Raw genomic sequence first — 12,633 nt, 5'->3', positions numbered from 1 at the left:
TCGTGTGCCATATGGTGTGCCTTTCGTAGTTGGGGCGACAAAAGGGGCTGGTGTTCCAGCCCCTTTCTACCTGCCGTGGTTAGTTTTGCGCTGCAACAGATTCAAGTGAGGCGCGTGCCGCCTCGACAACGTGCTCGGTGGTAAAGCCGAAGCGCTCGAAGAGCTCCGCGCCCGGGGCGGAAGCACCGAAGTGCTCCAGGGAAACATTGCGGCCGTGATCGCCGGTGAAGCGGTGCCACGGCATCGCAGTGCCTGCCTCGACGGACACGCGCGCCTTGACCGCGCGTGGGAGGATCTCCTCCTGGTACTCCTCAGACTGCTCCAGGAACCAGTCAATCGACGGCATGGAGACCACGCGGGCCGACACGTTGTCCTCGGCCAGGAGCTTCGCTGCCTCGACGGCGTACTGGACCTCGGAGCCGGAGGCGATGAGGATGACGTCGGGGGTGGACTTCGCCCCGTCGACAAGCACATAGCCGCCCTTGGCCACTCCCTCGAAGGCCTTCTCCTTGGTGCCCTCGAGCACCGGCAGGTTCTGGCGCGACAGGGCGAGTGCCTTCGGCTGTTCGCGGCCCTCGAGTGCGGCGATCCAAGCCGCGGAGGTCTCGTTCGCATCGGCCGGGCGAATCACTGCTAGGTCCGGGATGGCGCGCAGCGCGGTGAGCGTCTCGACCGGCTGGTGGGTCGGGCCGTCCTCGCCGAGCCCGATGGAGTCGTGGGTGAACACGTAGTAGCCGTCGATCCCGGACAGGGCCGCGACGCGGATGGCGGGGTAGAGGTACTCGGAGAAGATGAGGAAGGTGCCGCCGTAGACGCGGGTGCCGCCGTGGAGGGCGATGCCGTTCATGATCGCGCCCATCGCGTGCTCGCGGATACCGAAGTGCAGGTTGCGGCCGTAAGGCTCTGCGGTGAACATCTCCGTGGTGATCGACTCCGGGCCAAAGGACGGAGCGCCGTTGATCAGTGTGTTGTTGGAGCCAGCGAGGTCGGCGGAACCGCCCCACAGCTCCGGCAGGGCAGCCGCCGCGGCCTGGATCGCCGCTGCAGAAGCCTTGCGGGTAGCCACGCCCTTGGCGTCGGGCTCCCAGGTGGGGAACTCGTCCTTCCAGCCGTCCGGCAGCTCGCGCGCCGTCAGACGGTCGAACAGTGCCTTGTTTTCGGGGTACTTTTCCGCCCACGCGTCGAAGCGCTGCTGCCACTCGCTGCGGACGGCTGCTGCGCGCTCACCAAGCTTGCGGGTGTGCGCGATGACCTCGTCTTCCTCCGGGAAGTCCACGTCGGTGTCAAAGCCGAGCGCTTCCTTGACCAGCTTGATCTCCTCAGCGCCGAGTGCAGCGCCGTGTGCTGCGCCCGTGTTCTGCAGGTTGGGGGCCGGGAAGCCAATGACGGTCTTCACGCGCACGATCGTCGGCTTGGTCGTCTCCGCCTTGGCCTTTTCCACGGCCTCTTCAATCGCCGCGACGTCCTCACCGGACTCCACCGTCAACGTCTGCCAGCCGTAGGCCTCGTAGCGGGCCATAACGTCCTCGGTAAACGCGATCTGCGTGTTGTCTTCGATGGAAATCCGGTTGTCGTCCCAGAACAGGATCAGGTTGCCCAGCTGCTGGGTACCCGCCAGGGAGCAGGCCTCGGAGGTCACGCCCTCCTGCAGGCAGCCGTCGCCCGCAACCACGTAGATGTAGTGGTCAAAGGGGCTCTCGCCCGCCGGGGTATCCGGGTCGAACAGGCCGCGCTCGCGGCGCGCCGCCATTGCCATACCGACGGCAGAGGCCAGGCCCTGGCCGAGCGGGCCAGTGGTGATCTCGACGTGGTCGGTGTGGTTGTACTCGGGGTGACCCGGCGTCTTTGCTCCCCAGGTGCGCAGCTGCTTCAGGTCTTCCATCTCAAGCCCGAAGCCGCCCAGGTAGAGCTGGACGTACTGGGTAAGCGAGGAGTGCCCGTTGGAAAGCACGAAGCGGTCACGGCCCGCCCACTTCGGATCGGTGGGGTCCAGGCGCATGACGCGCTGGTACAGCGTGTAAGCCAAAGGAGCCAGCGACATCGCGGTACCGGGGTGGCCGGAGCCGCAGTGCTCGACCGCATCGGCGGCGAGGATACGGGCGGTGTCTACCGCGCGGGTGTCGGTCTCCGTCCAATCGTCCGGGTAATTGCGGACGGTCATGGCTTGAAGTTCCGGGGGCAGGGTCGACTGTGTCACAGTATCCTCACTCAATCGGTTGCGATGTTTATATACAAAACGCGCGCTCACGCGGGCAAACCCGCCCGGTTGTGCGCTTGCCTGTCACAGTGTAGTCGGCCGAGCGTCACCGGTGTTCCACTCATCACCTTTTCCGGCGCGTGTCCGATTGGGAGGTGGACAGGTCAAGGGCTAACATCAACCAAAGGAATGATGCCGGGCGGAGCAGATCCAGCCCGCGCTCCCAGATGCGGTAGCGCCGACGGGAACTTTCCGGCCCCGCGATCCGACTAGTATCGCAGGCCCTATGGCACCTCAAGGACGCGACCGCGTGCGCACCCCGCGCACGATCGCGTCAACGTGGAAGTAAGTCACGATCGCGTCAACGTGGAAGTAAGTAAGGCCGCCGCGAGGGCGGTACGTGTTGTTTGGAGGAGAAGTTTTTGGAGACCGTGAAGGCGTATTTCGCATTGACGAAGCCGAGGGTCATTGAACTTCTCTTGGTCGCGGCAATCCCGGCGATGCTGCAAGCCGACCGAGGCAGCGTCAACGTGTGGCTCATCCTGGCCACGCTGCTCGGCGGCTGGATGGGTGCCGGCGCAGCCAACACCTTCAACATGGTGGCCGACTACGACATTGATCAGAAGATGGGACGCACCCGCGCCCGCCCGCTGGTCCGCGCGAAGATCACCAAGACCCGCGCCGCCGTGTTCGCCTGGATGTTGCTCATCGCCAGCGTGCTCTGGCTCGGCATCCTGTGCAACTCGTGGCTCGCCGCCGCCTTCATCATCTTTACCAACTTCTTCTACATCTTCGTCTACACCAAGTGGCTGAAGCGGAGGACGTGGCAGAACGTGATCTGGGGCGGCGCGGCCGGCTGCATGCCGGTGCTGGTCGGCTGGGCGGTCATCCGTGACAACGTGACTGACGGCTCGCCCGACCGCTGGTGGCAGGCGGTTGTGATGTTCCTCATCATCTTCTTCTGGACCCCGCCGCACACCTGGGCCCTGGCGATGAAGTACCGCGAGGACTACGCTCGCGCCGAGGTCCCGATGCTGCCCGTGGTGGCCTCCCAGGAGGAAACCACCCGCCAGATCGTGCTCTACTCCTGGTGGACGGTCATCGTCTCGCTCGCGCTCGTGCCAGCGACCTCGTGGATTTACCTCATCGTCGCGCTGGTTTCCGGTATCGCCTTCCTGGTTATGGCGACCCGCCTGCACCAGGGTGTGCGCCGCGGCGAGCAGGTCAAGCCGCTGAAGTTGTTCATTCTGTCCAACAACTACCTCGCAGCGCTCTTCTTGGGCCTGTCGGTTGACGCGGTGCTGGGGCTGCCCACCATCGCCAGCTACTTCTAAATCCGTACCACGACGCAGCCGGGCCCGGTTGCTTGTGCAGCCTCAAAGGCCGTGGCTGCCTCGGTGAGGGGGAAGACCTCGCGCACGTGGAAACGCAGCGTGCCGTCTTCAACAGCGCGGGTCACCGCTTGTGAGTGGTACCGGAACTCGTCTGCTGTTTGCGTATACCACGGCAGCGAGGCGTGCGTGAGGTACAGACCTCCGTGGCGCTCGAGCTCCGCGATTCCGACGCGTGCGCTCTGCTCGTCTGCGTCCACCTGCCCGTAGGCGCAGATGAGGCCGCGTGGTGCGCAGGCCTCCAGTGCGAGTTGCAGAGGGTGGATCGCCCCTGGAAGTGCGCCGGAATGAGCTTCGTAGACCACGTCGACGCCACGGCCGCCGTTGGCCTCACAAATACGCTGCGCGGCATCAGCGTAGTAGCGGAACACCCCCGTCGCGCCGGCGTCATACGCCGCTTCCTCGCCGGAGCCATCACGCACGACGGAAAAGACGGTAGCGCCCGCAGCTGCTGCCAGCTGCGTGAGCGCCAGCCCCACCTCGCTTGCTCCGTCGGTGATCACCATCGTGTCGCCGTCTTTCGTCTCGCGCACGCTGTAGAGCATCGCGTGCGCGGCCATGCCCGGGGCGAGCATGCAGGCGGCCACCGCCTCATCAATCCCCTCGGGCACGGCGGCGACGCGCTCGCGGGTGACGACGACCTGCTCCGCGCACGCACCTTGTGCGTCCGCAAACGCGACGAGCGTACCGGGGGCGATTTCGCCCTCCGGATCCTCTGCCACACGGCCGCACCCGGCGGAGCCCACGACTGTGCCAGCGTCGGCTTTGGGGAGAGGAGGCTGGATGTGGGCATACGTGACGTCGATAAGCAGCTGGCCCACAGTGGGGGTGGGGCCAGCAATGTCGGTGAAAAGCAACGGCCCGCCGGGGGATTCGGTGACTATGGCGTGCATAGCCACAGGTTACCCCGGCGGGCAGGAAGCATGCTGCAGGTTAGACCAGCGTGGGGAGGCGGCGCTCGCCGTGGGCCCACAGGAAGGTGGTGAAGGCCACCACCATCGAGGACATCCCGATGTGGGCTGGGATGGTCCAGCGGGGCACGCCCAGCTGGAACTGGATCACGCCGATCGCCCACTGGACGAGGATGAGCACGATGAGCACGATCGCGGTGCGCATCACGTCCTTCGGCACCTGCGCCTTACGCAGCAGCCAGACAGCGACCGCAGTAGCGCCGAGGTAGAGGTAAAGGCAGAACGCGTGCACAAAGGCCAGCATGCGGGTGTCCATCTCCAGGCGGCCGTGCATGCCCGCGTCCGCATCGCCCGAGTGCGGGCCAGAGCCGGTGACCATCGTGCCGGTAATCAGCACCACGGCGAGCGCGATCGCGGCGATGATCGCCCACGTGCTCGCAGCCTTAGGGAACACACGAGTCGGCTCGACCCCGTCCGGCTCCGCGATGCGCATGTACAGCGCAGCGGCCACGGCGACCAGGACCATCGAGGGCAGGAAGTGCACGGCCACGGCCCACCAGCGCAGGTCCAGGTGGACGGAGATGCCGCCAATGATGGCCTGGAGCACCACGCCTGCGAGGGATACGGCAGCGAGTGCCTTGATCGCGTTGCGACGCTGCGCCTTGTAGACGGCGACGAGTACCGCGATCGCGACGGCCGCGACAATGATGGCGAGCAGGCGGTTGCCAAACTCGATGGCCTGGTGGATCCAGGGGGCCGCGCCAGCGACCGGTACAAGGGAGCCCTCGTGGCACAGCGGCCAGGTGTCGCATCCCAGACCGGAGCCGGTGACGCGCACCAGCGAGCCGGTCACGGTAATCCCGCTCTGGCACAGCAGCAGAATCATGGCCAGCACTCGCTGGACCTTGAGCGAGGGTCCTGACGGTCCGGTGGTGTGAGGGCCATCAGGCTGGCTTGCGAGCGCCTGGGACTGAGTGTGTGTGGAATCCACCTGCGTCGACTTCACGAGACGCGCTCCCTTTCGAAATCTTGGAGAGAATGCATGCAACTTTCGGATGAGGAAAGTGTCGTCCACAGCTTATCGCATACTGCGGAAAACAAGGGGATCCGCACTGCAGTGCGGGCGCTGCGGTTATCCGTCGAAGCGGAACCAGCGGGCGGCGGCGGCCATTGCTGCGACCGTCCAGCACAGCAGTGAAAGCCAGGCCTGCCAGTTGAACGCGACCGCGAGCGCCTTGGTCAGGGCGCCCGCCAGGGCGGCCGTGGGGACCAGGTTCCAGGCACCCGCCTGCCCAATGTCGCCGCTGTACTGGACCCAGCCGACAATCCCCATGAGTACGAGCCAGAAAAGGTTGGCCAGGGCGAGCACGAGCTCGGAGCTTAAGGTGCCGCCCATCAACAGACCCATCGCGCTAAACGCTGCCACGCCGACGACCAGGGTAAAAAGCCCGCACACGATACCGAGCGCGCTTGCGCGCCACCCTAGGTAGAAGGCCAGGGCACCGAGGACGACGATCTGTACCGCGACTGTGGCGAGCACGCCAATAATCTTGCCGGTGATGATCGTCCACGGCGGCACCCCGGAGGCACCGGTGCGTTTCAGCGCCCCGTAGCGTCGATCGAAGGCGAGCGCGATCGCCTGACCGGTAAACCCGGCACTCGTGGCGGCAACAGCGAACACCATGGGGACAATCTGGTTGAAGTCCGTATCGGCGAAGATGGGCACGACCGCCGCGACCACCAGGAGTGCCCCGGGGATCAGGATGTTGACCAGCAGTTGCTCGCCGTGGCGCAGCATGAGTTTCGATTCGATCTTGCCCTGGGCAAGTGCCATGTCCAGCACAGATGCGCGCTGCGGGTTGGGGGTAAACGTCCCGGGCGGGAGCGTACTCGCGGGGCGCGGGGTGTCCGGTGACGCAGTGCTCACGGTGATCTACTCCTTTTCTGGTGAAGGCTTGTGAAGGCGCTAGCTGCGCAGCTCGCGGCCGGTGATGTCGAGGAAGACGGCTTCTAAGTTGCGGTGCGAGATTCCCAGCTCGCGGATGAGCACGTCCTGGTGCTCCGCGGCCTGGGCGAGCGCGGTGACCAGCGCGGGGCTGCCGCTGCCGCGCACCCGGTAGGAAAGCGGGCGCAGCGCTTCGGCGGACACACCAAGTGGCTTGAGCTGGGTGTTGAACGCGGGCACATCGAGCTCAGTGGCGGTGGTGAAAGAGACGAGCGGGTAGTCATCGTGTGAGGTGAGCTCGGCCATTGTTCCGTCGGCGACGACGCGGCCGCGGTCCATAATCACGATGTGGTCGGCCAACGTCTCCGCCTCGTCCATCAGGTGGGTGGTCAGCACAATGGTGGTGCCATCGCGTTTTAAGGCGTTGACCAGGTCCCAGACGGCGAGCCTGGACTGGGCGTCCATGCCGGCGGTCGGCTCGTCGAGAAACAGCAGCTCCGGGCGACCGATAATCGCGAGCGCGAGCGAGAGACGCTGCTGCTGGCCACCCGAAAGTCTGCGGTAGGTGGTGTTGGCCACGCCCTCAAGACCGAGCAACTCGATGAGCCAGTCAGGATCGTGCGGGTCCTTGTTGTAGGAGGCCGCCAGGCGCAGCATCTCGCGCAGCTTCACCCCAGAGTAGGAGCCACCGCCCTGCAACATGATGCCGATCCGGTCGCGGACTTTCTGCGGTTCGGTGGCCGGGTCGAAGTCGAGCACGCGAATACTGCCCGAGGTAGGGCTGGTAAAACCCTCGCACATCTCGATCGTCGTGGTCTTGCCGGCGCCGTTCGGGCCGAGCAGGGCAAGCAGCTGGCCCTGACGCGCGCGGAAGGACACGCCGTCGACGGCGCGGGTGTGACCAAAAGTTTTCACCACATTGCTCACTACCAGGGCATCATTTTCCATGAGCGCTAGTGTAGCCCGCGCCCGGCGCGCCACCGGTACCACAGCCATGCGCCGCCGCACATGAGGGCGAAATAGCAGGCGGCGGCCAGATAGATGGTGGCCACTGTGCCCGGCGGGAGCGCGAGCCCGCGGGGCAGGACCAGGAAACTGAACACGGCGCAATAGGTGGCGACGCTCGCGCGGAAGAAGAAGCGGTTCGCCCACGCCGCCAGCGGCAGAATGCCCCAGAGCGGGTACCAGGGGTGGACGACCGGAAACAGCAGGACGAGCACGAGTGTGGCTACACCGAGCCCACCGACGGGGTGGATCGAGCCTTTGAAGGTTGCCCAGAGCATGCGCACCAGGAACGCGCCGGCGATAAGCAGGCCGACGCCGCGGGTAATGCTCAAGATGGCATCGGTGTGGTCGCCGAGGTTGAGCAGCATGGCGAGGCGCCCGCTCAGCACGCCGATATCGGTGGTGACCGAGAGCCAGCTGCGTATCGACGCCGCGCCGCCCTGCCCGGTGACCCAGCCGAGCCCGATGCCCGTGGCTAGCGACACAGCCGCCACTGTGAGAACAAGGACGCAGGTCTGGATGAGTGCGGCACACCCGATGGCGCGTATCGACGCCCGCTTACTCCCGTTTCCTGCCCAGAGCCGTGCCAGCGCCATGCCTGTAAACCCGAGGGCGACGAACCCTGTAACCTTGACCATGCCGCCGCAGGTCAGTAGCGCGCTCGAGCCGAGGAACAGCGCCCAGCCCCGCAGATTGCGTGAGCGCTGTGCGATCTCGTCGACGCCGCGCAGGCCCAGCTCCATGCCGACGAGGAGAAAGCCGAGCATGACCGCTTCGTTGTGGATCCCGCCGATCAGATGCAGGATGGTCAGCGGGTTGAGCACGCCGAGCCACAGGGCGGTGGCACCGTGGACGCCGCAGCGCGCGGCGAGCGCGCGGATGCCCCAGGCCGCTGCGATAACGCCGACGAAAGAGACTGCGCGGTGGGCGAGCACGCCGAAGTAGATGGAGTCTTGGGTGATCCACGAGATCGCCGAGGCGATGCCGAGCGCGACCGGGCCGTAGGGGCTCGGTGAGTGCGCCCAGATGAAGGGGACGGAGCGCGCGAGGTGGTTGTCCGTGCCGAGGATCTCCACGGGGCCTGCGGCGTAGGGGTCGAGGCCTTGGCGCACGATGGAGCCGTGCGCCAAGTAAGAATAAATGTCCTGGGTAAACAGGGGAGCGGTGAGGAACAGCGGCGCGGCCCAGACGAGAAAGGTGCGGAAGATCACCCGCGCGCTGATGCGCGAGTGTTTGGTGCCCGCACCCACAAAGGGGCCCATGAGCAGCCACGCCACAACGAGGCAGCCGACACCGATCAGCACCACGGAGGAAGACGTCTGCATCATCCTGCCCATGAGCTGGCCGCCAGGCAGATCGAACCAGGGGTTGTCCACCACCGGTAGGGCTCCGCCGCCGAGCCCACCCAGGCCCATCAGTAGCGTGCCGAGTGCACCGAGCCACCGCAACAGTGCGAAGCGGTTGAGCTCGATGGTGGAGGCCGCAACACCAGCGTCGGAAAGGTCAGCGCGGTGCAGCAGCGCTGAGCGCGAACCGGCCGTGCCCAGGCGGGGTAGCGCCTCGACCAGGCCTGGCGAAAAGGCGGACCGTGCTGCTTCGTGTGCGCCCCGGTCCTTGGCGGTGTGGTGCGGTGGGGTCACACCTTCAGCATTCTAGGGGCCACCAGGGGCGGGTGAAAGCAGGCGGTGACACGCCGGGGGGACCCCGCGCGGCAGGAATAATTTGGAAACACTACTGTTGTGTAAAGGCGAAAGGAACGTCCTTTTGCGCGCGAGCAATGTGGAAATCAAAGGAAGCTGAGGTGAAGCAATGGCCGAGCAGCATCGAGCAGTAGGGGCAGACACCCGCGGCGACGTGATGCGTGCGCTGTTAACGCTTGGCCCGGTGACCGCCACCGACATCGCCGAGCAACTAGGCCTTTCTGCCGCAGGTGTGCGCCGCCACCTCGACAAACTTCTCGGGGACGACCTGGCAGAGACGTGCGATCCGCGCGTCGTTGCTGGGGAGGAAGCGACGCGGGGACGTCCCGCGAAGTACTTCCGGCTGACCGAAAGTGGGCGGCGTTCATTTGGCACGCATTACGACGGCCTGGCCGTCGACGCCGTGGAGATGATTAAGCAGCTCGGGGGAGAGCGCGCAGTGCGCGACTTTGCCCGGGCACGGATTGAGAAAGTCCTCGCAGAGGCAAACGCTGCGGAAAACGGAGATTCCGATGCCGCTTCCGGTGAGGAGGCAACCAAGGCGACCGTGGAGGCGATCGCCGAGGTGTTGGATCGTCACGGTTACGCAGCCACGGTGACCTCTGCTGGCAACGGCATCCAGCTCTGCCAGCACCACTGCCCGGTCTCTGACGTCGCCTCGGCGCACCCGGAGATCTGCGAGGCAGAACACGAAGCCATCTCGGCGCTCGTGGGCACGCATGTGCAGCCCCTGGCGCTGATCGCTGACGGCGATGGCATCTGCACGACGAATATTCCTCTTGCCGCTACCGCTACGGCGGCGGGAACCCATACTGAAAGGAGCGGAGATAATGACGAAAGCTAACCCCGCACCCGGTCTCGAAACACCGATGAACGATGAGCAGATCATCGACTCTATCGGCGCGTACAGCTACGGCTGGCACGACTCCGATGTCGCTGGTGCCTCCGCGCGCCGCGGCCTGAACCAGGACGTGGTGCGCGACATCTCGGGTATTAAGAACGAGCCGGAGTGGATGCTGAACCAGCGTCTGAAGGCGCACGAGATCTTTGAAAAGAAGCCGATGCCCACCTGGGGCGCGGACCTGTCGGATATTGACTTCGACAACATTAAGTACTACGTCCGCTCAACCGAGGAACAGGCGACCTCCTGGGACGACCTTCCCGAAGACATTAAGGACACCTACGACAAGCTCGGTATCCCCGAAGCGGAGAAGCAGCGCTTGGTCGCGGGTGTGGCCGCTCAGTACGAATCTGAGGTGGTTTACCACCAGATCCGCGAGGACCTGGAGGAAAAGGGCGTCATCTTCGTCGACACCGATACCGCGCTGCGCGAGCACGAGGAGCTGTTTAAGGAGCACTTCGGCACCGTGATTCCCGCGGGCGATAATAAGTTCTCCGCGCTGAACTCGGCTGTGTGGTCCGGTGGTTCCTTCATTTACGTGCCGCCGGGGGTCCACGTGGACATCCCGCTCCAGGCCTACTTCCGCATTAACACCGAGAACATGGGCCAGTTCGAGCGCACCCTCATCATCGTGGACGAGGACGCGTACGTGCACTACGTCGAGGGTTGCACCGCGCCGATCTACAAGTCCGACTCGCTGCACTCCGCAGTGGTGGAGATCATCGTGAAGAAGGGCGGCCGCTGCCGCTACACCACCATCCAGAACTGGTCGAACAACGTCTACAACCTCGTGACCAAGCGCGCGAAGGCTGAAGAAGGCGCGACCATGGAGTGGGTCGACGGCAATATTGGCTCCAAGGTGACCATGAAGTACCCGGCTGTCTGGATGACCGGCGAGCACGCTCGCGGCGAGGTCCTTTCTGTCGCTTTTGCCGGCGAGGGCCAGTTCCAGGACACCGGTGCCAAGATGACTCACATGGCCCCGCACACCTCCTCCTCGGTGGTGTCGAAGTCTGTGGCTCGCGGTGGCGGCCGTTCCGCATACCGCGGGTTGATCCAGGTCAACGCGAATGCGCACAACTCCCAGTCCAACGTAGAGTGTGACGCGCTGCTGGTGGACGACATCTCGCGCTCTGACACCTACCCGTACAACGACATCCGTAATGACCGCGTCACTCTCGGACACGAGGCGAAGGTGTCCAAGGTCTCCGAGGAGCAGTTGTTCTACCTCATGAGCCGAGGCATCGCAGAGGAGGAAGCGATGGCCATGATCGTGCGCGGCTTCGTCGAGCCCATCGCGAAGGAGCTGCCGATGGAGTACGCCCTGGAACTGAACCGTCTCATCGAGCTGCAAATGGAAGGATCGGTGGGCTAAACCCAATGACCGTTTCTGTAGACCCCGTACACAACGCCACCCCGCACAACAACAAGGGTGACCTCTTCCAGTCGTTTAGCGTCGAGGATTTCCCGGTGCCCGGCGGCCGCGACGAGGTGTGGCGCTTCATCTCCCTGCGCCGCATCCGCGGCCTGCACAACGGCAAGTTTGCTCCGGCTGCGAAGGCGCAGATCACCGTGGACGCGCCGGAAGCAGTGCGCGTCGAAGAGGTGCCGATTAGCGACGAGCGCTTGAAGGTCGCCGGCGGTGCCGTCGACCGCGTCTCCGCGCAGGCTTGGAGCTCCGCTGAGACTGGTGTCATCGTGCACCTTCCGAAGGACACCGAGCTCGAGCAGGACATCACGATCACCGTCACCGGCGCTGGGGCGGATGTGACTACCTTCGGCAACATCCTGATCGAATCCGGCACGCACGCCAAGGGCAACGTCGTCCTGCGCTACGCGGGCTCCGGCACCCACGCCGATAACGTGAACTGGCACCTCGGCGAGGGCTCGACCGTGCACGCTATTGTCGACGCTGAGTGGAACGAGGACACCGTCCACATTGGTCAGCAGTCGATCCTGCTGGAGCGCGATGCAACGCTGCGCCACTACGTAGCAGCCTTCGGCGGCGAGGTCGTACGCATCACACCGCGCGTGAAATTCGCAGCCCCCGGCGGCGACGCCGAGCTCAACGGCGTGTACTTCGCCGACCCCGGCCAGTACATCGAGAACCGCATGCTGGTGGATCACTCCGTGCCGAACTGCCGCTCCAACGTGCTCTACAAGGGCGCGCTGCAGGGCGACAAGCAGTCCTCGCTGCCGGAGGCACGCACCTGCTGGGTTGGTGATGTGCTCATCCGTGCCGAGGCGAAGGGCACCGACACATACGAGACGAACCGCAACCTCGTGCTGACCGACGGCGCGCGTGCGGACGCGATCCCGAACCTGGAGATTGAAACGGGCGAGATCGCCGGCGCGGGCCACGCTGCCACGGTCGGCCGTTTCGACGATGAGCAGCTCTTCTACCTGCGTTCCCGCGGTATCCCCGAGGACGAGGCAACCCGCCTTATCATCCGCGGGTTCTTCAACGAAGTGCTCAACCAGATCCCGGTCGAGCACGTCCGCGAGGAGCTCATCGCCCGCGTTGTGGGCGAGCTGGAGCGCACCAATAACTAGTCAACGCTGCTCAACAAAGTACTGATAGAA

10 protein-coding genes are annotated in these 12,633 nt (G+C 65.0%); 4 read left to right on the top strand and 6 right to left on the bottom strand.

Annotation, left to right across the window (positions count from 1 at the left end):
• Nucleotides 1-79 precede the first annotated feature (79 nt).
• Nucleotides 80-2,161: a transketolase gene (gene tkt, locus HMPREF2990_RS03525; protein WP_141757787.1), complete on the bottom strand. Its 2,082-nt coding sequence runs from the start codon at nt 2,159-2,161 to the stop codon at nt 80-82.
• Nucleotides 2,162-2,604: 443 nt separating this feature from the next.
• Here tkt and HMPREF2990_RS03520 point away from each other — a divergent pair, with 443 nt between their 5' ends.
• On the top strand, nt 2,605-3,531 hold the full coding sequence (locus HMPREF2990_RS03520) for a heme o synthase (protein WP_210399961.1): 927 nt from the start codon (nt 2,605-2,607) through the stop codon (nt 3,529-3,531).
• On the opposite strand, the gene HMPREF2990_RS03515 is transcribed toward HMPREF2990_RS03520, so the two are convergent.
• From HMPREF2990_RS03515 to mptB, 5 genes are all read right to left on the bottom strand, one after another.
• Nucleotides 3,528-4,481 carry a zinc-binding dehydrogenase gene (locus HMPREF2990_RS03515; protein WP_070762722.1) on the bottom strand — a complete coding sequence of 318 codons (954 nt, stop codon included), beginning with the start codon at nt 4,479-4,481 and terminating at the stop codon, nt 3,528-3,530. The genes HMPREF2990_RS03520 and HMPREF2990_RS03515 overlap by 4 nt on opposite strands.
• Nucleotides 4,482-4,521: 40 nt before the next feature.
• A complete protein-coding gene (locus tag HMPREF2990_RS03510) occupies nt 4,522-5,505 on the bottom strand; it encodes a COX15/CtaA family protein (RefSeq protein WP_246817419.1) in 984 nt (327 codons plus the stop codon).
• Between the two features lie 126 nt (nt 5,506-5,631).
• Nucleotides 5,632-6,333 carry an ABC transporter permease gene (locus HMPREF2990_RS03505; protein ID WP_083316991.1) on the bottom strand — a complete coding sequence of 234 codons (702 nt, stop codon included), beginning with the start codon at nt 6,331-6,333 and terminating at the stop codon, nt 5,632-5,634.
• A gap of 132 nt (nt 6,334-6,465) precedes the next feature.
• Nucleotides 6,466-7,392 (bottom strand): ABC transporter ATP-binding protein, encoded by a 927-nt coding sequence (locus HMPREF2990_RS03500; protein ID WP_070762720.1) that lies wholly within the window; start codon nt 7,390-7,392, stop codon nt 6,466-6,468.
• A gap of 5 nt (nt 7,393-7,397) precedes the next feature.
• Complete coding sequence (mptB, locus tag HMPREF2990_RS03495; RefSeq protein WP_168167119.1) at nt 7,398-8,996, bottom strand: polyprenol phosphomannose-dependent alpha 1,6 mannosyltransferase MptB; 1,599 nt, start codon at nt 8,994-8,996, stop codon at nt 7,398-7,400.
• 262 nt (nt 8,997-9,258) lie between these two features.
• Between mptB and HMPREF2990_RS03490 the strand changes: the two genes are divergently transcribed.
• The 3 genes from HMPREF2990_RS03490 to sufD are packed head-to-tail and all read left to right on the top strand — an operon-like array spanning nt 9,259 to nt 12,603.
• On the top strand, nt 9,259-9,993 hold the full coding sequence (locus tag HMPREF2990_RS03490; protein ID WP_070762719.1) for a helix-turn-helix transcriptional regulator: 735 nt from the start codon (nt 9,259-9,261) through the stop codon (nt 9,991-9,993).
• Nucleotides 9,980-11,425, top strand: a complete 1,446-nt coding sequence (sufB, locus tag HMPREF2990_RS03485) for a Fe-S cluster assembly protein SufB (protein ID WP_070762718.1) — start codon at nt 9,980-9,982, stop codon at nt 11,423-11,425. Before HMPREF2990_RS03490 ends, sufB begins: the two co-directional genes overlap by 14 nt.
• 5 nt (nt 11,426-11,430) lie before the next feature.
• Complete coding sequence (gene sufD, locus HMPREF2990_RS03480; protein WP_070762717.1) at nt 11,431-12,603, top strand: Fe-S cluster assembly protein SufD; 1,173 nt, start codon at nt 11,431-11,433, stop codon at nt 12,601-12,603.
• The last annotated feature ends 30 nt before the right edge of the window (nt 12,604-12,633 follow it).

Source organism: Corynebacterium sp. HMSC071B10 (assembly GCF_001814825.1).
GTDB lineage: Bacteria > Actinomycetota > Actinomycetes > Mycobacteriales > Mycobacteriaceae > Corynebacterium.
The sequence above is the reverse complement of the archived record's forward strand: the minus strand, read 5'-3'. Positions and strand labels throughout refer to the sequence as shown.